We start from the raw sequence: 21984 nt of genomic DNA on the forward strand, positions 1-21984 counted from the left end.
GTGTGCCCGGGGTTTTGCGGGTGAACCGGGGGCTACGAACTGTCCACAGGGCCGGCAAAAGCAACGATCGGGGGAGATTCGGGCCACGATCACCCTGTGCAGCACCCGGGGAGAACTCGACCCACACCCGGGGATGGAGCTGGGGACAACTCGGCTCATCTGTGGACCGAACGGACCACCGTCGTAGTTCTCCCCGGGGGCGGCGATCTGTCCCCGGGTGACAACCCGTGTCCGTCCACACCTCCAAGTGGGCGACGAGCAGCGGGAACGGGCTTTGTCCACACTGTCCACAGCCCTTACTGCTGTTGCTGTTGTCTTCCCTTGAAGGGATGAACAAAGAAAAAACAGCCGGCGAGGACACCCGGGGACAGGGCTCGCACCCGGGGCCACACCCGGGTGCGCCCCGAGGTGACGAAGTACCCGAGGACGCTCTACGGTGGAGCCTCCGCGCCGAGGGTCGGAACTTCCTCCGGCGAGGGACGCGGCTCCCCGAACCCCCACCGCAACGCCTGCTGTTGTGGGGCATGCCGACTTGAGGAACTTGAGAAAGGACGCCTCATGAAGATCCGCGTCGAGCGCGACGGCCTGGCCGACGCCGTCGCCTGGGTCGCGCGCAGCCTGCCGTCCCGGCCGCCGGTCCCGGTGCTCGGTGGCGTGCTGCTCGATGCCGGGGCCGAGGACGGGTCGGGCGAAGCGCTCACCGTCTCCGGGTTCGACTACGAGGTCTCCGCCCAGTGCGGCGTCCCGGCGACCATCGCGGACGGTGGCAAGGCGCTGGTCAGCGGGCGGCTGCTGGCCGACATCACCAAGGCGCTGCCCAACCACCCCGTGGAGATCGCGGTGGACGGCTCGCGGATGACGATCAGCTGCGGCAGCGCCCGGTTCAGCCTGCCGACCATGCCGGTCGAGGACTACCCCCAGCTGCCGTCCATGCCGCAGCTCGTCGGCGAGCTGCCGGGCGAGGTGTTCGGCGAGGCGGTCAACCAGGTCGCGGTGGCGGCGGGCAAGGACGACACGCTGCCGATGCTGACCGGTGTGCGGCTGGAGATCGGCGAGGGCAAGCTGACCCTCGTCGCGACCGACCGGTTCCGGCTGGCGATGCGCGAGTTCGACTGGGCGCCCAACGCGGAACTGGGCGAGGTCGCCGTGCTGGTGCCGGCCAAGACGCTCAACGACGCCGCCAAGACGCTCGGCTCGTCCGGCGCGAAGGTCGAGCTGTCGCTCGCGGCCAACGACGGTCTGCTGGGCCTGTCGGGCACGGGCCGCCGCACGACCACCCGCCTGCTCGACGCCGACTTCCCCAAGTACCGCCAGCTGCTGCCGACCGAGCACTCGGCCGCCGCGGTCATCGAGGTGGACACGCTGGTGCAGGCGATCAAGCGCGTGTCGCTGGTCGCCGAGCGCGGCACCCAGGTGCGCCTGGAGTTCGTCGACTCCGTGCTGCGCCTGTCGGCCGGCGGCGACGACGAGGGCAGCGCGGAGGAGGAGCTGCCGGTGGAGTACACCGGCGACGCGGTGACCATCGCGTTCAACCCGGCCTACCTGCTCGAGGGTCTCCAGGCGGTCCGGACCCCGCGCGCCCACTTGTCCTTCACCACACCCAGCCGCCCGGCGTTGCTCAAGCCGGTGGACGAGGATGGGAACGTGGCGCCGGGGTACCTCTACCTGCTCATGCCCGTGCGCCTGCCCGGCTGATCGACCAAGACTTTTCCAGGGGAGAGGAACCACCGTGCAGCTCGGACTCGTCGGCCTCGGCAAGATGGGGTTCAACATGCGCGAGCGGATTCGCCGCGCGGGCCACGAGGTGGTGGGCTACGACCGGAACCCGGACGTGACCGACGCCGACTCGCTGGCCGACATGGTGGCCAAGCTGGAGGCGCCGCGCGTCGTGTGGGTGATGGTGCCCGCCGGTGACATCACCCGCCAGACGATCGCCGACCTCGGCGAGCTGCTGGCCGAGGGCGACCTGGTGATCGACGGCGGCAACTCGCGGTTCACCGACGACACCAAGAACGCCGAGGCGCTGGCCGCCAAGGGGATCGGCTACCTGGACTGCGGCGTGTCCGGTGGCGTGTGGGGCTTGGAGAACGGGTACGGCCTGATGGTCGGCGGCGACGCCGCGCACGTCGAGCGGGCCATGCCGATCTTCGACGCGCTGCGCCCGGAGGGTCCGCGCGAGGAGGGCTTCGCGCACGCCGGCAAGGTCGGCGCGGGCCACTTCGCGAAGATGGTGCACAACGGCATCGAGTACGGCTTGATGCAGGCCTACGCCGAGGGCTTCGAACTGCTGGAGGCGTCGAAGGTCGTCGAGAACGTGCCGGCCACGATCAAGGCGTGGCAGCGCGGCACCGTCGTCCGGTCCTGGCTGCTGGACCTGCTGGTCCGCGCGCTGGAGTCGGACCCGGAGCTGGACGACCTGCGCGGCCACGTCGAGGACTCGGGCGAGGGCCGGTGGACCGTCGAGGAGGCGATCAACCACGCGGTGCCCGCGCCGGTGATCTCCGCGGCGCTGTTCGCCCGGTTCGCCTCCCGGCAGGACGACTCGCCGGCGATGCGGGCGGTCGCGGCGCTGCGCAACCAGTTCGGCGGGCACGCGGTGGTCTCCGCCGGTCCGTCGTCGGGCTCCGGCACCACGCAGAGCTGAGTTGTACGTCAGACACCTCCAGGTCACCGATTTCCGGTCCTGGGAGCAGGCGGACCTGGCGTTCGAGCCGGGGGTGAGCGTCCTCGTCGGGCGCAACGGCCAGGGGAAGACGAACCTGGTCGAGGCGCTGGGCTACGTCGCCACCCTCGGTTCGCACCGGGTGGCGACGGACGCGCCGCTGATCCGGCACGGCGCGCCGCGCGCGGTGGTGCGGGCGGCCGTGGTCAACGAGGGCCGCGAGCTGCTGGTCGAGCTGGAGATCACGGCGGGCAAGGCGAACCGGGCGCGGATCAACCGCGGTCCGGTGCCGCGCCCGCGCGACGTGCTGGGCATCCTGCGGACGGTGCTGTTCGCGCCGGAGGACCTGGCGCTGGTGCGCGGCGACCCCGGCGAGCGGCGGCGGTTCATGGACGAGCTGCTCACCACCCGGTCGCCGCGGTTCGCCGGGGTGCGCAGCGATTACGACCGTGTCCTCAAGCAGCGTGGCGCGTTGTTGAAGAGTGTGAAGGTGTCGCGCTCGGCGGACATCTCGACGCTGGACGTCTGGGACGGGCACCTGGCCCGGCACGGCGCGGAGCTGCTGGCGGGCCGGTTGGACCTGGTGGCGGACATCGCGCCGCACGTCGCGCAGGCGTACGCCGAGGTGGCGCCGGAGTCGAGGCCGGCTCGGATCGCGTACCGGTCGAGCTTGGGCGATGCTTTCCCGGGAACGCATGATCGGGACGCGTTGGAGGAGTCGTTGCTGGCGGAGCTGCGCCGGGTGCGGTCGCAGGAGGTCGAGCGGGGCGTGTGCCTGGTCGGCCCGCACCGCGACGACCTCGACCTGGCGCTGGGCGAGCTGCCCGCGAAGGGCTACGCCAGTCACGGAGAGTCGTGGTCCTTCGCCCTCGCCCTGCGGCTGGGCGGGTACGAACTGCTGCGCGCGGAGGGCGCCGAACCGGTGCTCGTTCTGGACGACGTGTTCGCCGAACTCGACCGCGGCCGGCGGCGGCAGCTGGCGAAGGTGGCGGCCGGCGCGGAGCAGGTGCTGATCACCGCGGCGGTCGCGGAGGACGTGCCGGAGGAGCTGGACGGGGCCCGGTTCGAGGTCGGCCACGGGGAGGTGCGCCGTGTCTGACGCACTCCCCCAAAAGGGTGTGATCGGCGGCACATCTGGGGACAACCCTGTGGATGGTGTGGATAACTCGGCCACAGAGGCGCAGCTGTCCACACCTGAATTCACACCAGAGGGTGGTTTGAAGGGTTCGGACCTCGCTCGCGCGGCCCTGGAGGCGGCCCGCGCGTCGGCCAAGGAACGCGGTGCGCGGGTCCGGAAGGGCACTCGCGGCGGTGCCGCCGCGCGCCGCCGGAGGCGCACCTGGTCCGGTGCCGGACCCGACGACCGCGACCCCCAGCCGCTGGGCCGGCTCGCCTCCCGGATCGCCGCCGACCGCGGGTGGACCCAGCGCCTCGCGGGCGGCCAGGTCTTCGCGCGGTGGGGGAAACTGGTCGGTGAGGACGTGGCCGAGCACGCGCAGCCGGTCGCGTTCAGTGACGGTGAGTTGACCGTCCAGGCCGACTCGACGGCGTGGGCCACGCAGCTGCGGCTGCTCCAGCGCGAGCTGCTGAAGAAGATCGCCGCCGGCGTCGGCAACGGGGTCGTGCTGCGGTTGAAGGTGCAGGGTCCGGCGGCGCCGAGCTGGCGCTACGGCCCGCTGCACGTTCCCGGGCGCGGACCACGTGACACCTACGGGTGAGCGGCGCGGGGCGCTCAGCGGCCATCCTGTGGCGCGGTGAGCGCTCACCAGGCGATTCGCACCCCGTCAACGGCCGTCCGGACCCATCCGCGTTCACTTCGGCCCGTCTGTGAGCAAACCAGGGGTGTCCTTGATGGGTTTCTGGGAGCCTCGCCCGGTAGAATCGAGGGGTAGCGTGACTCAAGCGTCACACCCTCCGTGGCGAGTCGCCCGTAGTCCGAGGAGACACCAGGCCCGTGGCAGCCAAGAAGAATGAGTACAGCGCGTCTTCGATCACCGTCCTAGAGGGCCTGGAGGCGGTCCGCAAGCGGCCCGGCATGTACATCGGGTCCACCGGCGAGCGCGGTCTGCACCACCTGATCCAGGAGGTCGTGGACAACTCCGTCGACGAGGCGATGGCGGGCTACGCCACCAAGGTCGAGGTGACCCTGCTGGCCGACGGCGGCGTCCGGGTCGTCGACGACGGCCGCGGCATCCCGGTCGACATCCACCCGGTGGAGAAGCGGCCGACCCTGGAAGTCGTCATGACCGTCCTGCACGCGGGCGGCAAGTTCGACAGCGACTCCTACGCGGTGTCCGGCGGTCTGCACGGCGTCGGCATCTCCGTGGTCAACGCGCTGTCGACGGCGGTCGACGTCGAGGTCAAGCGCGACGGTTTCACGTGGAACCAGCGCTTCGAGGCGAGCAAGCCCGCGCACGAGCTGCGCAAGGGAGAGCCGACCGACGAGACCGGCACGACCACCACGTTCTGGGCGGACCCGGAGATCTTCGAGACCACCGAGTACAACCTCGAGACCATCTCCCGCCGGCTCCAGGAGATGGCGTTCCTCAACAAGGGCCTGACCATCGTCCTGCGCGACGAGCGCGTGCGCGCCGAGGACGAGGAGGCCGACGCCGAGGGCCACGTGGCCCGCGTGCGCGAGCGCACGTTCCACTACCCCGGCGGCCTGGAGGACTTCGTCCGCCACATCAACCACACGCGCGAGGCCGTGCACCAGAAGGTCATCGCGTTCGAGGCCAAGAGCGACGAGCTCGAGGTCGAGGTGGCGATGCAGTGGAACACCGGCTACACCCCCTCGGTCTACACCTTCGCCAACACGATCAACACGCACGAGGGCGGCACCCACGAGGAGGGCTTCCGCGCCGCGCTGACCCGCGTGGTCAACGAGTACGCGCGCGACAAGAAGCTGCTCAAGGAGAAGGACACCAACCTCACCGGCGACGACATCCGCGAGGGCCTGGCCGCGATCATCTCGGTCAAGCTCAAGGAGCCCCAGTTCGAGGGCCAGACCAAGACCAAGCTGGGCAACAGCGAGGCCAAGTCGTTCGTGCAGAAGTCCACCAACGAGCACCTGGCCGACTGGTTCGAGCGTCACCCGAACGAGGCCAAGACCATCGTCACGAAGGCGGTGTCGTCGGCGCAGGCCCGCATCGCCGCCCGCAAGGCCCGCGAGCTGGTCCGCCGCAAGGGCGCGCTGGACATCGGCGGCCTGCCCGGCAAGCTCAAGGACTGCCGCTCCACCAACCCGGAGGAGTGCGAGATCTACATCGTGGAGGGCGACTCCGCGGGCGGCTCGGCCAAGGAGGGCCGGGACTCCATGTTCCAGGCGATCCTGCCGATCCGGGGCAAGATCATCAACGTGGAGAAGGCGCGCATCGACCGCGTGCTGAAGAACAACGAGGTCCAGTCGCTGATCACCGCGCTGGGCACCGGCATCCACGAGGACTTCGACCTCGCCAAGCTGCGCTACCACAAGATCGTGCTGATGGCCGACGCCGACGTCGACGGCCAGCACATCCGCACGCTGCTGCTCACGCTGCTGTTCCGCTTCATGCGCCCGCTGGTCGAGCACGGCCACGTCTACCTCGCGCAGCCGCCGCTGTACAAGATCAAGTGGCAGCGCGCCGAGCCGGAGTACGCCTACTCCGACAAGGAGCGCGACGGCCTCATCGAACGCGGCCTGGCCGCGGGCAAGAAGATCGGCAAGGACGACAACATCCAGCGCTACAAGGGCCTCGGCGAGATGAACGCCGAGGAGCTGTGGGAGACGACGATGGACCCCGCCAACCGGGTGCTGCTCCAGGTCACGATGGACGACGCGGCCACCGCCGACGAGCTGTTCAGCGTGCTCATGGGCGAGGACGTCGAGGCGCGGCGCAGCTTCATCACGCGCAACGCCAAGGACGTCCGCTTCCTGGACGTGTGAGTCCCCTCCACCACCCGTAGGCCGGAAGTCGAAGAGGAAGAAGGACCGTGACCGAGACGACCCTGCCCCCGGAGGGCGACCGCACCGAGCCGGTCGACATCCAGCAGGAGATGCAGCGCTCCTACATCGACTACGCGATGAGCGTGATCGTGGGCCGCGCGCTCCCGGACGTGCGCGACGGCCTCAAGCCGGTGCACATCCGGGTGCTGTACTCCATGTTCGACTCGGGGTTCCGCCCGGAACGCAGCTACAACAAGTGCGCCCGCGTCGTCGGCGACGTCATGGGCAACTACCACCCGCACGGCGACTCGGCGATCTACGACGCGCTGGTCCGCCTCGCCCAGCCGTGGGCGATGCGCTACCCGCTGATCGACGGCCAGGGCAACTTCGGCTCCCAGGGCAACGACCCGGCCGCCGCCATGCGGTACACGGAGTGCCGGCTCACCCCGCTGGCCATGCAGATGCTCGCGGACATCGAGGAAGACACCGTCGACTTCCGCGACAACTACGACGGCCGCATCCAGGAGCCGACGGTCCTCCCGTCGCGCATCCCGAACCTGCTGATCAACGGCTCGTCCGGCATCGCGGTCGGCATGGCCACCAACATCCCGCCGCACAACCTCCGCGAGGTCGCGGACGGCGTGGTGTGGGCGCTGGACAACCCCGAGGCCTCCGAGGAGGAGACCCTCGAAGCGATGATCGAGCGCATCAAGGGTCCCGACTTCCCGACCTACGGCCAGATCCTCGGCACCTCCGGCATCCAGGACGCCTACCGCACCGGCCGCGGCTCGGTGAAGATGCGCGCGGTCGTCGAGATCGACGAGGACGCCAAGGGCCGCACGATCCTGGTCGTCACCGAGCTGCCCTACCAGGTCAACCCGGACAACCTGGTGGAGAACATCGCCGCCCTGGTCCGCGACCAGAAGCTCACCGGCATCGCGAACATCGCCGACGAGTCCAACAAGCGCTCGGGCATGCGGATCGTGGTCACGCTCAAGCGGGACGCGGTCGCCAAGGTCGTGCTGAACAACCTCTACAAGCACACCCAGCTCCAGTACTCGTTCGGCGTGAACATGCTGGCCCTGGTCGACGGCGTGCCGCGCACGCTGCGCCTGGACCAGATGATCCGGCACTACGTGAAGCACCAGATCGAGGTCATCGTCCGGCGCACCCGCTACCGGCTGCGCAAGGCCGAGGAGCGGGCCCACATCCTGCGCGGCCTGGTCAAGGCGCTCGACCAGCTCGACGCCGTGATCGCGCTGATCCGCCGGTCGGACACGCCCGAGGCGGCGCGCACCGGCCTGATGGAGCTGCTCGACGTCGACGAGATCCAGGCCAACGCGATCCTGGAGATGCAGCTGCGCCGCCTGGCGGCCCTGGAGCGGCAGAAGATCGTCGACCAGCTGGCCGAGATCGAGATCGAGATCGCCGACCTCAAGGACATCCTCGACAAGCCAGAGCGGCAGCGCGCCATCGTGCGCGAGGAGCTGCTGGCCATCGTCGAGAAGCACGGCGACGACCGGCGCACCAAGATCGTGCCGTTCGACGGCGACGTGTCGATGGAAGACCTCATCGCGGTCGAGGACGTCGTCGTCACGATCACCCGGACGGGTTACGCGAAGCGCACCAAGACCGACCTGTACCGCTCGCAGAAGCGCGGCGGCAAGGGCGTGCAGGGCGCGCAGCTCAAGCAGGACGACATCGTGGCGCACTTCTTCGTGTGCTCGACCCACGACTGGATCCTGTTCTTCACCAACAAGGGCCGGGTGTACCGGGCCAAGGCCTACGAGCTGCCCGAGGCCAACCGCAACGCGCGCGGCCAGCACGTGGCCAACCTCCTCGCGTTCCAGCCCGACGAGGAGATCGCCCAGGTCATCGAGATCAAGAACTACGAGGTCGCGCCGTACCTGGTGCTGGCCACCCGCAAGGGCCTGGTGAAGAAGTCGAAGCTGGTCGACTTCGACTCCAACCGCTCGGGTGGTCTCATCGGCATCAACCTGCGCGAGGACGACGAGCTGGTCGGCGCCGTGCTCTGCTCGGCCGACGACGACCTGCTGCTGGTGTCCAGGGACGGCCAGTCCATCCGGTTCCACGCCAACGACGAGGCGCTGCGCCCGATGGGCCGCGCGACCTCGGGCGTCCAGGGCATGCGGTTCAACTCCGGCGACGAGCTGCTGTCCATCGGCGTGGTCCAAGAGGGTCTGTTTGTTTTGGTGGCCACCGACGGCGGGTACGCCAAGCGCACGCCGATCGAGGACTACCCGGTGCAGGGGCGTGGCGGGAAGGGTGTGCTGACCATCCAGCACGACCGGCGCCGTGGGAGGCTTGTCGGCGCGCTCATCGTCGACGTCGACGACGAGCTGTACGCGATCACGTCCGCGGGCGGTGTGATCCGCACCAGCGCCGCGGAGGTGCGCAAAGCGGGCAGGCAGACGAAGGGCGTCCGGTTGATGAACCTCGGCGAAGGGACCACTCTCATCGCGGTGGCACGCAACGCCGACGAGGCCGGAGACGTCACCACTGGTGACGGCACCGACGCCGACACGGCGGAGCCTGCCAACTAGCGCGGACGAGAGGTTGAGGACTGCTCGTGAGCTCACCCGAGAAGCCAGAGGACAAGACCGCGGTGATCACCCGGCCCGGTGCCGAGTCGACACCGGGCGACGAACCGACGGTGCAGACGTCGTCTGGCCAGGGCTCGTCGGGAGGTGACGCGCCGGCGCCCGCCGCTGCCGCCGAGCAGGAGGCGCCGGCCGCGCCCCCGCCGTGGGCCCGGGTGGCCGGCGACGCGCAGTACGCCGAGGCGCAGCAGGTCGGGCCGGGCGACCCGGCCCCCGAGCAGCCGGCGGAGGCGGGCGCGCCCGCGTACCCGGCGCAGGACCCGGACACCGTCGCCGTGGCGCGACCGGTGATCACCGGCACCGCCGCGCCGCAGGGCGCCGCGCGCACCTCGGTGAACCTGGGCGCGGCGAACGGTCGTCCGGCCGCCTCCGCGCCCTCGGCGCGGCGGCCCGGCCGGGGTCCGCGCCGGGCGAGCCTCCAGGTCAAGCGGGTCGACCCGTGGTCGGTGCTGAAGCTGGCGCTGGTGCTCAGCGTGGCGCTGTTCTTCGTGTGGCTGGTCGCGGTCGGCGTGCTGTACGGCGTGCTGAACGGCATGGGCGTGTGGGACAAGATCAACAACACCGCCAACGACCTGCTCCAGGGCAACGAGTCCTCGGGTGACCCGTTGATCAGCGCCGGGCGCGTGTTCGGCGTGGCCGCGATCGTCGGCGCGGTGAACATCGTGCTGTTCACGGCCCTGGCGACGGTCGGCGCGTTCGTCTACAACGTGTCGGCGGACCTCGCGGGCGGACTGGAAGTGACCCTGTCCGAACGGGAGTAGCACCCGATTTGGGGCGGCGACGGGCGATCGTGTACTGTTGCCGTCGTTGCCCCGAGGGCCTATAGCTCAGGCGGTTAGAGCGCTTCACTGATAATGAAGAGGTCGGAGGTTCAAGTCCTCCTAGGCCCACCGGAAGATTCACAGGATTGCAGAGGGGAACTGCTGTGAAGAAGATCATCGCACTTGTCGCCGTCGCCGGTGCGGTCCTGTTCTTCGTCAAGCGCAGCCGCTCGGCCAAGGCCGACGCTGACCTGTGGCGCGAGGCCACCGCCCCCACCGACTGATCCCGCGAGGGCGGTGCTGCCGCCCCTCGTGAGGGGGACGTAGCTCAATTGGCAGAGCACCGCCTTTGCAAGGCGGGGGTTAGGGGTTCGATTCCCCTCGTCTCCACGTACTGAAGGCTCGCGAGCGTTCGCGGGCCTTTTGGCGTTTCCGCGACCGGGGAGATCGTTGTGGGTATCGTCACGTGCGGCATCACGGTCTCGGTCGACGGGTTCGTCGCCGGGCCGGACCAGACCGTCGAGGACCCGCTGGGCGTCGACGGGGAGCTGCTGCACCGCTGGCAGTTCGAGCAGGCCGACCGGCACCCGGCGGAGCTGGCGGGGATCCTCGACGCGGGCGCGTTCGTGATGGGCCGCAACATGTTCGGCCCGGTGCGCGGCGAGTGGGAGGGGGACTGGCGCGGCTGGTGGGGCGACGAGCCGCCGTACCACGCGCCGGTGTTCGTGCTCACCCACCACGCGCGCGAGCCGGTCGAGATGCTCGGTGGCACCACGTTCCACTTCGTCACCGACGGTGTGCAGGCGGCGCTGGAACGGGCGCGGGAGGCCGCCGGCGACCGGAACGTGGCCGTCGCGGGTGGTGCTTCGGTGGTCAACCAGTGCCTTTCGGCCGGTCTCATCGACGAGTTGTGGCTGCACGTCGCGCCCATGACGCTCGGGTCGGGAGCGCGGCTGTTCGAGGGTGTCGGGCGGCTGGACCTGGAGCCGATGGAGACCCGCGGCACCGACCTGGTCAGCCACGTCCGGTACCGCGTCCGCCGGTGAGGGTGGGACGCCCCGACAGGAGCGCCCCACCCGGTACCCGCGTCAGACGTGCGCAGGCGTCGCCGATCCGGCCTGCTTGCGCGCGGCGATCACCCGGTCGAGCGCCCAGGCGCCCGGACCGGTGAACACCAGCAGCAGGAACACCCAGGAGTACACGGCCGCCAACTCGCCCTTGTTCTGGATCGGCAGGAGGCCCTGCGGCTGGTGCACCACGAAGTACGCGTAGGCCATCGCGCCCGACGAGACGAGCGCGGCGACCCGCGTCCCCAGCCCGAGCACGATCAGCGCGCCGCCGACCAGCTCGATCACACCGGCGGGACCCGCCGGCCACGACGTGATCGGCACCGCGCCCTTCGAGCCCAGCACCCCGAACACCTTCTGTGCGCCGTGGCACACGAACAACACTCCGACGACGATCCTGAACAGCGCCAACGCGTGATCTCGGCCGCGGTCCAACACGTTCATAACGAGTCAGTCCTCACATAGCAGGGGCGGCCTGGCAGGGTGGTTCAAAGCTAGCGCCGGACACCTGGCGTGCCTAGATGGTCACGGATTCAATTACCTGTTGCTTACCTGTCGCCCGCTGCGCCGATCGGGGCATCTGGTTGACTTGCGGCCCTATGAACCGAGTGCTGCGAACCGCCCTGCCCAGCCTGCTGGCCCTCGGCGCCCTGGCCGCGTGCACCGCCGAGCCCGCCACGGTCGCGACGACCGCCCCGCCGACCACCGCGGCCGTCCCCGCCACCACCCGGCCGGCAGGCCCGCCACCCGAGCCGCAGCCCGCCGCCGACGGCCAGTGCCCGTACCTGGAGTCGGCGTACGTGGCCGAGGCGAACGGGCAGCTCGTGCGCAAGGTCCGGCTGTCGGCCGACCAGCCCGACCCGGCGTGCTTCTTCTACGCGAACGCCACCGACGTTCAGCTGACCGTGTGGGTGTTCCACGGCGACGCCGCGACGGCGAAGGCCGTGGTCGACCGGGCCGCCCCGGTGTCGGGGTCCAGTCCCGCGAGCGCGCCGGCGGGCTGGGAGGGCGGGTCCCTGGTCCTGGCGGAGGGCGCGGTCTACGCGGTGGCGAAGGGCGGCGACGCGGTCGTCGTGACCAGCAACCAGAAGCAGACGATCAAGGCCAAGCGGGTCGCCGAGACCGTCGTGGCCAACCTGGGTCTCTAGGACGCGCCGCGCGCCCGCTCACACCGGGTGAGCGGGCGCGGTGACCGTGCCGGAGATCAGCTCCGGTCGGAGACGCGGCCGTTGCGCGTGGCGTGCGCCTCGGAGTCCGACGGCGTCGCGGCGGGCGGCGTCGAGCTCGGCGGAGTCGGCGCGACGGCCTCCTCCTCTTCCAGGTGAACTTCCTGCGGACGGCGGGTCAGCGCCACGTACCCGGCGACCGCACCGGCCGCCAGGACCGCGAGCACCCACGGCCACTTGCGGCGCGAGGGCCGCTGCGCCGCGGCCATCTCCTTGCGCGCCTGCTTGGCGGCCTTGCGCACGTCCTTGGCGCGCACCTTGGCCTCCTTGCGGGCCCGCTCGGCGGCCTTGACCAGGTCCTTGCGCACGCCCTGGGCCTTCTTCGCGAGCTGCTTGCGGGTCTTGCGGGTCGACTTCTCGACCTCTTCCGCCTTCTCCACCAGCAGTCCCGCCCGGTCCGCGACGACGCCGCGCACGCGGTCGGCCGTCACGCCCCGCTCGGCGAGCTTCTCCTCGGCCCGTTCGGCCCAGGTGGACGCCGCGTCCGCACCGACGTGACCGGCGCGGACCGCCCCGCGGCGGACCGCGCGGATGCCCGTGCCGACGGCCTTGCCAACCGACTCCCCGGCTCGGGTCATGGCAGCTACTTCATCCATTTCTGCTCCACAAGTCGTCGGCCAGTCACGATGTGGCAATACCCATCCTGCCCCTTCCCCAACCACACCGCCCGGCGGATGGCACGATGGTGTGCGTGGCAGACAGCAACGACTCGCTCGTCGGGACCAAGGTGACGGCGACCCTGCACACCACGCAGGGCGACATCCGCATCAACCTCTTCCCCGACCACGCTCCCAAGACGGTGGCGAACTTCGTCGGACTGGCGGAGGGGACCAAGGACTACAGCGAGGCCAACGCCCGCGGCGAGAACAGCGGCCCGTTCTACGACGGGGCGATCTTCCACCGCGTCATCGCGGGCTTCATGCTCCAGGGTGGCGACCCGACCGGCACCGGGCGCGGCGGCCCGGGCTACAAGTTCGCCGACGAGTTCCACCCGGAACTCCAGTTCAACAAGCCGTACCTGCTGGCGATGGCGAACGCCGGCCCCAACAGCAACGGCTCGCAGTTCTTCATCACGGTGGCGCCGACGACGTGGCTGAACTTCAAGCACACGATCTTCGGCGAGGTCGCCGACCAGGACTCCATCAACGTGGTGAACGCGATCGGCAACACCCCCACCGGCGCCGGCGACCGCCCGGTCACCGACGTGGTGATCACCAAGGTCTCGATCGAGCGCTCCTGACCCGAGTGCGATGAGCACCCCAGTCGCGCCGGGTGACCCGGTCGGCGCTGTCGCCTGCGTGCGGCACCCCGGCCGGGTCACCGGGCTGCGCTGCACCCGGTGCGACCGACCGGCCTGCCCGGAGTGCCTGCGCGAGGCGTCGGTGGGCTACCACTGCGTCGACTGCGTGAACGAGGGCAAGCGGACCGTCCGCCGCGCCCGCAACTTCCTCGGCACCGAGGGCGGCGGCCGACCGCTGGTGACCGCGGTGCTGATCGGCCTGAACGTGCTGGTCTTCGTGCTGCTCGCGGTCGAGGCCGGCAACCCGATCGCCGTCGACCGCACGGCGCTGTTCGGCGACTTCGGGCTGTGGCCGTGGGCGGTGGTCGGCGGCGACGAGTGGTGGCGGTTCGCGACGAACGCGTTCACCCACGTCGGCTTCCTGCACCTGGCGCTGAACATGCTGTGGCTGGCCATCCTGGGCTGGCTGTTGGAGCCGGCGTTCGGGACGACCCGGTTCGTGGCGGTGTCGGTGCTGTCGATCCTGGGCTGCGGGGCGGCGGTGTTCCTGTTCGGCGACCCGGGCTCGATCGGCGCGGGCGCGTCCGGCCTGGTGTACGGGCTGATGGGCGCGGTGCTGGTGGCGATGCGGCCGATGGGCTTCAACCCCGGTGTCGTGCTGCCCGTGTTCGTGCTCAACGTGGTGTCCAGTTTCACCCTTCCGGGGGTGTCGTTGATCGGGCACGCCGGCGGGTTCGTCGCCGGCGCGCTGGTGACCCTCGGGTTCGTCTACGCGCCCCGGGAGAAGCGCGAGTGGTACCAGGCGGGAGTGGTCGCGGTCGGCCTGGTGCTGTTCGTCGTGCTGGTGGCGGTGCGGGCGGGTCAGCTGGTCTAGGGGCGCAGGGCGTGCAGGACGTCCGCCACGTCGCGGGGGTCGGCGCCCAGGTCGGTCGGGGTGAGCACGTAGAGGTGCTCGTCCTCGCCGCGGCGCCAGTCCAGTTCGAGCGTGGCCACCTCGCGGCCCAGGCGGCGGGTGTGGACGAGCTTGACGTGCACCTCGTGCCACGGCAGGTGGCGCGGGCCGGTCAGCGTGCGGACGGTGAGGCCCGTGTCGTCGACGGTGAGGCGGGGGCGGACCAGGGTTCCGTATGCCGCCATCGCCACGACCAGGGCCGTTCCGGTGCCCATGAGGACTCGGGTCGCGGCGTCGGGGCCCAGGACGGTGAGCAGCAGGGCGACCGCGGCCAGGACCCAGGCGAGGGCGATGGCGGCGGGTCTGGGGGACCAGGAACGAGGTGGCGTCACGCTGTCGAGTGTTCCGCATGTGGACAACTGAGGGGCTCTACCGGCGCTTGTGCAAATTGGCGCAAAGTTGTCCACAGGAGTTGTCCCCATTGGGGATGACTTACATCTCTGTGCTTCGGTGACCCGCGGGTGAACGGGGTGAACGACCGGCTAACGCGAGACGGCCCGGACGTGTGAAGCGTCCGGGCCGTCCGCCACGTGGCGTAGCGAGGTGGTCAGCGCCACCGCATCGTCATGAGCAGACCGATGATCATCAGGGCGAACCCGATACCGAAGTTCCAGCTCCCGAGGTCCATCATCACCGGCACCTTGTCGCCCGCGATGTAGTTGACCACCAGCCACGCCAGACCGAGCAGCATCATGCCGAGCATCACGGCGATGTAGACCGGGTGCGACGGTCCCGCCGCCTTGACCTTCACCGGGGTGCGGCGATCGGCCGGCGCCGTGTAGACGGCCTTCTTGCGGACCTTGGACTTGGGCATTCTGTCCTCGCCTGACGGGTGGATGAGCCTCCAGTGGCGCGAGTTTACGTCCACTGCTGGATGAACACGTTAACGTAACCGAGCAGGTCCCTGAAGCACCGCGTAGTTCTGGAACGTTCGGCCCGGGAGGTTTTTCGGTGAGCTACGACCCGCCCCCGCCGCGAGGCGGCCCGTCGGGCCCGCCGCCCCGCCCCCGGGTTCCCCCACCGGGACCCGAGGAAGTCACGCAGGTCGCACCGTCCTGGGACGACCCCGCGCCGCGCGCGTGGCCCGCTCCCGAGCGTGGTTCGCGCCACTACGACGAGCCCCAAGACGAGCACTACGACGAGCCTTACGACGCCCCCGCGCCGGGACCGCGCGGCTACGGCGACCCGGAGACCCGCTCGGGCCACCTCGACCCGGACTCCCGGTCCGGGCACCTCGCGCCGGAGCCGGGCGGTCGCCGGCGGTTGCGGGACGAGGACGTCGCTCCACCCGAGCGGTCCGGTGGCCGCCGGCGGCGGCGCGACGAGGACGACGAGCCGTCCCTGGGCGGGTACGTCGACCGGGCCGGGTACGTCGAGCAGGCCGGACACATCCAGGCCGGCTACGACCAGGCCGGCTACGACCAGGCCGGCTACGAGCAGGCCGGGTACGACGCGGAGGCGGGACACGTCGAGCCGGGCGGGCGAAGGCGCGCACCGGACGAGCCCGCCGGCCCGCCACCCGCCGGACCGCCCCCCGGCGGCCTTCGGCCGGGAGGTCGGCGCAGGGCCGCCGAGGACGCCCCCGAACCAGGCGGCCGGCGGCGCGCACCCGAACCGGTGCCGCCGCCCATCCCGCTCGGCACGCCTCCGGGCGGCCTGCCGAGGACCCCACCCGGCCCCGGCACACCTCCCGGCGGGATGGCGCGGACCCCACCGGGCACACCACCCGATGGACTGCCCATGCCGCCACCGGGCGCGCCCGGAGGTCTGCCCAGGACCCCACCAGGCACGCCGCCAGGTGGAATGGCGAGGATGCCGCCGAGCACGCCACCACCGGGCACGCCGCCAGGCGGGATGGCGAGGATGCCACCGGGCACGCCACCCGGCGGACCGCCCACGCCGCCCCCAGGCACGCCGCCCGGCGGTATGGCCATGCCGCCGGGCACGCCACCCGGCGGAATGCCGAGGACCCCTCCGGGCACGCCACCCGGAAGCATGACGCCACCGGGCACGCCGCCCGGAGGTCTGCCGAGGACACCCGGACCTGGTGCGCCCAGCGGGGCGCTGGGTCGTCGCCTCAACGGCGAGCCCGAGCCGCAGACCCCCGGCCGCAGGCCGCACCCCGGCCCGCCCCCGGCCGACGCCACCCGCTACACCAGCGCGTTCTCCGGCAGCCTGCCGCCGTCCGGCGCGCCCGCCCGGCCACCGCGCCCCCGTCCGGTGGACCCGCCGACCGAGATCATCAAGCCGGTCGACGACCACGAGGACGACTACGACGACGAGTACGACGACTACGAGGACTACGAAGACGACGACTACGAGGACGACGAGCCGCCGCCCCCGAAGGACAGCGCCGGCCGCAAGACCGTGCGCACGGTCGGCGAGCTGCTCATCACGTTCGGCCTGGTGATCCTGCTCTTCGTGGTCTACGAGGTGTACATCACCGACCTCATCTCCGCCGGCAAGCAGGACGACGCCACCTCCGCCCTGGACGACAAGTGGGGCGCGAACACCGTCCAGGCCGACCCGCAGCGGCAGGCGCAGTACGACCTGGTCGAGGGCGAGGCCTTCGCCAAGATGTACATCCCCGCGTTCGGCCCGGACTTCAAGTTCTCCGTCGTCGAGGGCACCAGCGACAAGCACCTGGAGATCGGCCCCGGCCACTACGTGAACACCGCGCTGCCCGGCGCGCCCGGCAACTTCGCGGTCGCCGGCCATCGGGTCGGCAAGGGCGCGCCGTTCAACGACCTGGACCTGCTCAACGCGTGCGACGCGATCGTCGTGGAGACGCAGACCGAGTGGTTCGTCTACCGGATGCTGCCCAAGGCCAGCGAGGTCGCCGGGTGGGCGCAGAGCGACAAGGTCAAGGACCCGAAGTGCGGCAAGGTGTCGCCGCTGGGCGCGCCGTACGACAAGACCGTGGGCCAGGAGATCGTGCTGCCGACGCAGGGCGAGGTCATCGACCCGGTCCCGCACTTCGAGGGCGAGGTGCCGCAGGCGCAGCAGGTCGCGCTGCTCACGCTGACCACGTGCCACCCGCGCTTCTCCGACCGGCAGCGGCTCATCGTGCACGCCGTGCTGACGCAGGGTTACCCGAAGGCCGAGGGGTTCGTGCCCGAAGAGCTCAAGGAGCAGTGATGTACGGCTGGATCTGGCGCCACCTCCCCGGCCCGCTGCCGGTGCGCGTCCTGGAGGCGACCGTGCTGGTGGCCGGGGTGGTGGCGTTGCTGCTGTTCGTGGTGTTCCCGTGGATCGAGCCGAAGCTGCCGTTCAACAACGTGACGACGCCGCAGTAGGCCGCGCTGGGCGCGGCCTCCGGCCCCCGCTTCCATTGTCCCAGCCGGTACCGACAATTCGGGGGGTGCCGGCTGAGAGGGTGCGTCACTCGCCGCGGCAGATGCGCGTCATCTCGGTGCGGTCCACGACCTTCACCCGGGCGCGGTCCTGGGGTTGGCCGAGTGCGATCTCGTGGGCGTCGAGCTTGAGCCAGCCCTCGTTGGTGGTGAACGGCACGGCGCGCTGCTCCAGGAACCGGACCACGGCGTCCGGGTCGGTGACCGGCGGTTCGGGCAGCAGCGGCGCGTCGGCGAGCAGGCTGGTCACGGTCTCCAGCGCGTCGCCCTTGGTGTGGCCGATGAGGCCGATCGGGCCGCGCTTGATCCAGCCGGTGACGTAGACGCCGGGGATGGCCTGGTCGTCGAGGTCGAGCACGCGGCCGGCCTCGTGCGGCACGGTGCCGGACTGGTGGTCGAACGGCACGTCCGGCAGGTGCGTGGACAGGTAGCCGACGGCCCGGTACACCGCCTGCACCGGCCAGTCGGTGTGCTCGCCGGTGCCGCGGACGTTCCCGTCGCCGGTCAGCTCCATGCGCTCGGTGCGCAGGCCGACCACGCGGCCGTCCTCGCCGAGCACCTCGACGGGCGCTTCGAGGAAGTGCAGGTGGAGGCGGCGCGGCCGGTCGCCGGCGTCGCGGATGGCCCACTCCTGGAGGGTCTTGACGACCATCTCGACCTGCTTGTTGGACCGGATCGCGGCCATGCTGGCGGCGTCGAAGTCGATGCCCTCGGGGTGCACGATGACCTCGACGTGCGGCGAGTGGTCGAGTTCGCGCAGCTCCAGCGGGGTGAACTTGGCCTGGGCGGGGCCGCGGCGGCCGAACACGTGCACGTCGGTGACCGGGCTGGCCTTCAGGCCCTGGTAGACGTTGTCGGGGATCTCGGTGGTGAGCAACTCGTCGGCGCTCTTGGCGAGGATGCGGGCCACGTCCAGCGCCACGTTGCCGACGCCGAGCACGGCGACCTGGGAGGCGTGCAGCGGCCAGGTGCGCGGCACGTCCGGGTGGCCGTCGTACCAGGACACGAAGTCGGCCGCGCCGTACGAGCCGTCGAGGTCGATGCCGGGCACGTCCAGCGGCCGGTCCTTCTCGGCGCCGGTGGAGAACACCACGGCGTCGTAGAACTGGCGCAGGTCGTCGAGCTTGAGGTCGATGCCGTACTCGACGCCGCCGAAGAACCGGACCTCCGGCCGGTCCAGCACGCGCTGGAGGGCGGTGACGATGCCCTTGATGCGCGGGTGGTCCGGGGCGACGCCGTACCTGATCAGGCCGTACGGGGCGGGCATCCGCTCGAACAGGTCGATGCGGACGTCGGCCCCCGACTTGATCAGGTTGTCGGCGGCGTAGATGCCCGCGGGGCCGGCGCCGACGACGGCGACGCGCAGAGTACGTGTCATAGCTCAAGGTTAGGTTAGCCTAAGATCACTTCTGACGAGAGGTTGCTCACGGCTACGCTGGCGGCATGCGCGTGCTCGTGGTCGACAACTACGACAGCTTCGTCTACAACCTCGTCCAGTACCTCGCCCAGCTCGGTGTCGAGTGCGTCGTCCGGCGCAACGACGCCGTCGAGCTCGACGAGCTCGGCGAGGTCGGTGGCGTGCTGGTCAGCCCTGGTCCGAGCACCCCGGAGAAGGCCGGCCGGAGCATGGACGTGATCCGCCACTGCGCGGACGCGGGCGTCCCGGTGTTCGGCGTGTGCCTCGGCCACCAGGCCATCGGCGCGGTGTGGGGCGGCACCGTCGACCTCGCGCCGGAGCTGCTGCACGGCAAGACGAGTGTGGTGCACCACACGGGCGCGGGCGTCCTGGCGGGCGTGCCGAACCCGTTCACCGCGACCCGCTACCACTCGCTGACCGTGCTCCCCGACACGATCCCGGCCGAGTTCGAGGTCACCGGCCGCACCGAGTCCGGCGTGGTGATGGCCATGCGGCACCGGGAACTGCCGGTCGAGGGCGTCCAGTTCCACCCCGAGTCCGTGCTGACCGACGGCGGTCACCGGATGCTCGCCAACTGGCTGAAGGTGTGCGGGTTCGAGGTCCCCGAGGCGACCGTCGAACGCCTGGAGAACGGCATGCGCCAGCTCGCCGCCGCCGCTCGGCGCGCCTGAATCGAACACCCGTTCGAGTTGTCCACCCCTGTGGGCAAACCTGTGGACAAACGAAGACCCCCGACCTCGTCCAGGCCGGGGGTCTTCGTCGTTCGAGGGCTTACCTGGTGGTCGTCGCGCCGACCTTGAACTCGGCCAGCACCACGTTCACCCGGCCGTTCTTGGCCAGCGCGGCGTTCGGCTTGACCTCCTGGTCGACGATCTTCTTGTCCTGCTGGATGTCGTTCGTCGCCGTCTTCGACACCACGTTCAGGTCGCCGGTCCAGCCGAGCTGGCTGAGCTTGGTGCGCGCCTGGTTCTCCGTCATGCCGGTCAGGTCGGGCATCAGGATCTGGTTGCCCCTCGACACGCTCAGCGTGATCAGCGAACCCTTCTCCGCCCGACCCGGGCCGGGGTTCTGGGCCACGACCTCGCCCTGCTCCTCGGGGCTGTCCACTTCCTTGGACTGCACCTTGAACCCGTTGCCCTCCAGCGTCGCCTTGGCGTTGGCGAAGGACTGGCCGGTCACGTCCGGCAGCTGCGCGGACTCCGGACCCTTGCCCAGGGTCACCGTGATGGTGCTGCCCTTGGGCGCCTTCGTGCCCGCGGCCGGGTTCTGGTTCGCCACCTTGTCGACGAGCTTCGGGTCCTCGACCTCGACGGTGGCGGAGTCCTGCTTGAAGCCCCACCCGGCTTCCTGGAGCTTCTTCTGCGCGTCGGCGGCGCTGAGGCCGCGCACGTCCGGGACGTCGACGGCTTCCGCCGCCGCGCCGACCAGGATCGTCACGTTGGCGAACTTGTCCAGCTTGGTGCCGGCCTTCGGGTCGGTGTCGACCACCTTGCCGATGTCCTCGCTCGTGCACGCCGGCTCGGAGCCGGGCTGGCACGGCACCAGCTTGACCGTGGGGTTGAACCCGAGCCGGCTCAGCTCGGCGCTGGCCGCCGACTGCGTCTGGCCCTTGAGCGTCGGCACGTCGATCTTCGCCGTGCCGGTGTCCTTGTCGTTGTCCAGCAGCGTCGTGGTGATCCAGGCGGCGAGGGCGAGCACCGCGATGCACAGGAGGACGACCAGCGTGATCATGATCGTCTTCTTGCGCCGGGCGCGCCGCTCCTCCTCCTCGTCCGCGATCGGGTCGTAGTCGGCGGGCTCCTCGCGCATCGCGGAGGGCCGGTGCCGCCCGCCCGCGGCGACCTCGGTGCGCGGCGACTGGTTGAGCACCGCGGTCCGGTCCTCGGCCGTCATCACCGCGGGCGCGGACGGGCGCTGCCCGGACAGCACGCGCACCAGGTCCGCGCGCATCTCGGCGGCCGACTGGTAGCGGTTCGCGGGACCCTTGGCCATCGCCTTGAGCACGATCGCGTCCAGCGCCGGCGTCACCTTCGGGTTCAGCGCCGACGGCGGCTTCGGGTCCTCCCGCACGTGCTGGTAGGCCACCGCCACGGGCGAGTCGCCGGTGAACGGCGGCTCACCGGTCAGCAGCTCGAACAGCACGCAGCCCGACGCGTACACGTCCGACCGCGCGTCCACCGCCTCGCCCCGCGCCTGCTCCGGCGACAGGTACTGGGCGGTGCCGATCACGGCCGCGGTCTGGGTCACCGCCGCCTGGCCGTCGTGCACGGCGCGGGCGATGCCGAAGTCCATCACCTTCACCGCACCGGATCTGGTGATCATCACGTTGGCGGGCTTCACGTCCCGGTGCACGATCCCGTGCCGGTGGCTGAAGTCCAGCGCGGCCGACACGTCCGCCATGATCTCCATCGCGCGCTTGCCCGACATGGGGCCCTGCGTCTTGACGATGTCGCGCAGCGTCCGGCCGTCCACGTACTCCATCACGATGTACGGCAGCGGGCCGTACTCGGTGTTGGTCTCACCGGTGTCGTAGACCGCGACGATGGCGGGGTGGTTCAGCGCGGCCGAGTTCTGCGCCTCCCGGCGGAACCGCTCCTGGAACTGGGCGTCACGGGCGAGGTCGGCGCGCAGCACCTTGATCGCCACGTCCCGGCCGAGCCGGACGTCGCGGCCCTTGTGCACCTCCGACATGCCGCCGTATCCGAGGGTCTCACCCAGCTCGTAGCGGTTGGAGAGCAGTCGCGGAGTGCTCATCAGTGC

The 21984-nt window shown here is 70.7% G+C and carries 20 protein-coding genes, 2 tRNA genes and 1 pseudogene; 17 read left to right on the forward strand and 6 right to left on the reverse strand.

What is annotated here, in order from left to right:
* The first annotated feature begins 558 nt into the window (after window positions 1–558).
* The 11 genes and pseudogenes from dnaN to WBN91_RS02810 all read left to right on the forward strand — a co-directional run bounded on the left by dnaN (window position 559) and on the right by WBN91_RS02810 (window position 11015).
* Window positions 559–1695, forward strand: a complete 1137-nt coding sequence (gene dnaN, locus WBN91_RS02760) for a DNA polymerase III subunit beta (protein WP_337722417.1) — start codon at window positions 559–561, stop codon at window positions 1693–1695.
* A 34-nt stretch (window positions 1696–1729) separates the two neighbouring features.
* Complete coding sequence (gene gnd, locus WBN91_RS02765; RefSeq protein WP_337722418.1) at window positions 1730–2644, forward strand: phosphogluconate dehydrogenase (NAD(+)-dependent, decarboxylating); 915 nt, start codon at window positions 1730–1732, stop codon at window positions 2642–2644.
* Between the two features lies 1 nt (window position 2645).
* Window positions 2646–3761: a DNA replication/repair protein RecF gene (gene recF, locus WBN91_RS02770; RefSeq protein WP_337722419.1), complete on the forward strand. Its 1116-nt coding sequence runs from the start codon at window positions 2646–2648 to the stop codon at window positions 3759–3761.
* A 118-nt stretch (window positions 3762–3879) separates the two neighbouring features.
* Entirely contained in the window at window positions 3880–4380 is a 501-nt protein-coding gene (locus tag WBN91_RS02775) for a DciA family protein (RefSeq protein WP_337722420.1), read from the forward strand.
* A 236-nt stretch (window positions 4381–4616) separates the two neighbouring features.
* Window positions 4617–6587, forward strand: a complete 1971-nt coding sequence (gene gyrB, locus WBN91_RS02780; protein ID WP_337722421.1) for a DNA topoisomerase (ATP-hydrolyzing) subunit B — start codon at window positions 4617–4619, stop codon at window positions 6585–6587.
* 47 nt (window positions 6588–6634) lie between these two features.
* Window positions 6635–9151, forward strand: coding sequence for a DNA gyrase subunit A (gene gyrA / locus WBN91_RS02785; RefSeq protein WP_337722422.1), 2517 nt, complete (start codon window positions 6635–6637; stop codon window positions 9149–9151).
* A gap of 26 nt (window positions 9152–9177) precedes the next feature.
* Window positions 9178–9969, forward strand: a complete 792-nt coding sequence (locus WBN91_RS02790; protein WP_337722423.1) for a DUF3566 domain-containing protein — start codon at window positions 9178–9180, stop codon at window positions 9967–9969.
* A 55-nt stretch (window positions 9970–10024) separates the two neighbouring features.
* Window positions 10025–10098: transfer RNA gene (locus WBN91_RS02795), tRNA-Ile, on the forward strand.
* Between the two features lie 35 nt (window positions 10099–10133).
* Window positions 10134–10250 (forward strand): annotated as a pseudogene (locus WBN91_RS02800) (DLW-39 family protein); the annotation flags it as partial.
* Window positions 10251–10286: 36 nt separating this feature from the next.
* Window positions 10287–10359 (forward strand) — tRNA-Ala (locus tag WBN91_RS02805).
* A 62-nt stretch (window positions 10360–10421) separates the two neighbouring features.
* A complete protein-coding gene (locus tag WBN91_RS02810; protein WP_337722424.1) occupies window positions 10422–11015 on the forward strand; it encodes a dihydrofolate reductase family protein in 594 nt (197 codons plus the stop codon).
* Window positions 11016–11057: 42 nt separating this feature from the next.
* Here WBN91_RS02810 and WBN91_RS02815 read toward each other — a convergent pair whose 3' ends face one another.
* Window positions 11058–11480, reverse strand: a complete 423-nt coding sequence (locus tag WBN91_RS02815) for a DoxX family protein (RefSeq protein ID WP_337722425.1) — start codon at window positions 11478–11480, stop codon at window positions 11058–11060.
* Between the two features lie 155 nt (window positions 11481–11635).
* On the opposite strand from WBN91_RS02815, the gene WBN91_RS02820 reads away from it, so the two are divergent.
* The gene (locus tag WBN91_RS02820; protein ID WP_337722426.1) at window positions 11636–12184 is read left to right on the forward strand and encodes a DUF2020 domain-containing protein; all 549 of its coding nucleotides are present in this window, start codon (window positions 11636–11638) and stop codon (window positions 12182–12184) included.
* 56 nt (window positions 12185–12240) lie between these two features.
* On the opposite strand, the gene WBN91_RS02825 is transcribed toward WBN91_RS02820, so the two are convergent.
* The gene (locus WBN91_RS02825) at window positions 12241–12858 is read right to left on the reverse strand and encodes a hypothetical protein (RefSeq protein WP_337722427.1); all 618 of its coding nucleotides are present in this window, start codon (window positions 12856–12858) and stop codon (window positions 12241–12243) included.
* A 95-nt stretch (window positions 12859–12953) separates the two neighbouring features.
* Between WBN91_RS02825 and WBN91_RS02830 the strand changes: the two genes are divergently transcribed.
* Both WBN91_RS02830 and WBN91_RS02835 read left to right on the forward strand, forming a co-directional pair.
* Window positions 12954–13502, forward strand: a complete 549-nt coding sequence (locus WBN91_RS02830) for a peptidylprolyl isomerase (protein WP_443217648.1) — start codon at window positions 12954–12956, stop codon at window positions 13500–13502.
* 10 nt (window positions 13503–13512) lie between these two features.
* Window positions 13513–14376, forward strand: a complete 864-nt coding sequence (locus tag WBN91_RS02835; protein WP_337722429.1) for a rhomboid family intramembrane serine protease — start codon at window positions 13513–13515, stop codon at window positions 14374–14376.
* On the opposite strand, the gene WBN91_RS02840 is transcribed toward WBN91_RS02835, so the two are convergent.
* Window positions 14373–14786 carry a PH domain-containing protein gene (locus tag WBN91_RS02840; protein WP_337722430.1) on the reverse strand — a complete coding sequence of 138 codons (414 nt, stop codon included), beginning with the start codon at window positions 14784–14786 and terminating at the stop codon, window positions 14373–14375. The genes WBN91_RS02835 and WBN91_RS02840 overlap by 4 nt on opposite strands.
* Before the next feature lie 215 nt (window positions 14787–15001).
* Window positions 15002–15268, reverse strand: coding sequence for a cell division protein CrgA (gene crgA / locus WBN91_RS02845; RefSeq protein ID WP_121223886.1), 267 nt, complete (start codon window positions 15266–15268; stop codon window positions 15002–15004).
* Window positions 15269–15405: 137 nt separating this feature from the next.
* Here crgA and WBN91_RS02850 point away from each other — a divergent pair, with 137 nt between their 5' ends.
* Together WBN91_RS02850 and WBN91_RS02855 are read left to right on the forward strand one after the other, a co-directional pair.
* The gene (locus tag WBN91_RS02850) at window positions 15406–17592 is read left to right on the forward strand and encodes a class E sortase (RefSeq protein WP_337722431.1); all 2187 of its coding nucleotides are present in this window, start codon (window positions 15406–15408) and stop codon (window positions 17590–17592) included.
* Complete coding sequence (locus tag WBN91_RS02855; RefSeq protein WP_337722432.1) at window positions 17592–17750, forward strand: hypothetical protein; 159 nt, start codon at window positions 17592–17594, stop codon at window positions 17748–17750. The genes WBN91_RS02850 and WBN91_RS02855 overlap by 1 nt, the downstream gene beginning before the upstream one ends.
* Window positions 17751–17835: 85 nt before the next feature.
* On the opposite strand, the gene WBN91_RS02860 is transcribed toward WBN91_RS02855, so the two are convergent.
* Window positions 17836–19185: an FAD-dependent oxidoreductase gene (locus WBN91_RS02860; RefSeq protein WP_337722433.1), complete on the reverse strand. Its 1350-nt coding sequence runs from the start codon at window positions 19183–19185 to the stop codon at window positions 17836–17838.
* A 65-nt stretch (window positions 19186–19250) separates the two neighbouring features.
* On the opposite strand from WBN91_RS02860, the gene WBN91_RS02865 reads away from it, so the two are divergent.
* Window positions 19251–19895: an aminodeoxychorismate/anthranilate synthase component II gene (locus WBN91_RS02865; protein WP_337722434.1), complete on the forward strand. Its 645-nt coding sequence runs from the start codon at window positions 19251–19253 to the stop codon at window positions 19893–19895.
* A 100-nt stretch (window positions 19896–19995) separates the two neighbouring features.
* Here WBN91_RS02865 and pknB read toward each other — a convergent pair whose 3' ends face one another.
* Window positions 19996–21978 carry a Stk1 family PASTA domain-containing Ser/Thr kinase gene (gene pknB / locus WBN91_RS02870; RefSeq protein WP_337722435.1) on the reverse strand — a complete coding sequence of 661 codons (1983 nt, stop codon included), beginning with the start codon at window positions 21976–21978 and terminating at the stop codon, window positions 19996–19998.
* Window positions 21979–21984 lie beyond the last annotated feature (6 nt).

Origin of the sequence: Saccharothrix sp. CCNWYY140, assembly GCF_037401995.1 — a bacterium.
GTDB lineage: Bacteria > Actinomycetota > Actinomycetes > Mycobacteriales > Pseudonocardiaceae > Actinosynnema.

Coding starts and splice junctions, on each gene's coding strand:
- WBN91_RS02855 (WP_337722432.1), top strand. CDS start 17,592: ATGTACGGCTGGATCTGGCGCCACCTCCCCGGCCCGCTGCCGGTGCGC.
- WBN91_RS02835 (WP_337722429.1), top strand. CDS start 13,513: ATGAGCACCCCAGTCGCGCCGGGTGACCCGGTCGGCGCTGTCGCCTGC.
- WBN91_RS02865 (WP_337722434.1), top strand. CDS start 19,251: ATGCGCGTGCTCGTGGTCGACAACTACGACAGCTTCGTCTACAACCTC.
- crgA (WP_121223886.1), bottom strand. CDS start 15,268: ATGCCCAAGTCCAAGGTCCGCAAGAAGGCCGTCTACACGGCGCCGGCC.
- WBN91_RS02815 (WP_337722425.1), bottom strand. CDS start 11,480: ATGAACGTGTTGGACCGCGGCCGAGATCACGCGTTGGCGCTGTTCAGG.
- dnaN (WP_337722417.1), top strand. CDS start 559: ATGAAGATCCGCGTCGAGCGCGACGGCCTGGCCGACGCCGTCGCCTGG.
- WBN91_RS02860 (WP_337722433.1), bottom strand. CDS start 19,185: ATGACACGTACTCTGCGCGTCGCCGTCGTCGGCGCCGGCCCCGCGGGC.
- WBN91_RS02825 (WP_337722427.1), bottom strand. CDS start 12,858: ATGGATGAAGTAGCTGCCATGACCCGAGCCGGGGAGTCGGTTGGCAAG.
- pknB (WP_337722435.1), bottom strand. CDS start 21,978: ATGAGCACTCCGCGACTGCTCTCCAACCGCTACGAGCTGGGTGAGACC.
- WBN91_RS02820 (WP_337722426.1), top strand. CDS start 11,636: ATGAACCGAGTGCTGCGAACCGCCCTGCCCAGCCTGCTGGCCCTCGGC.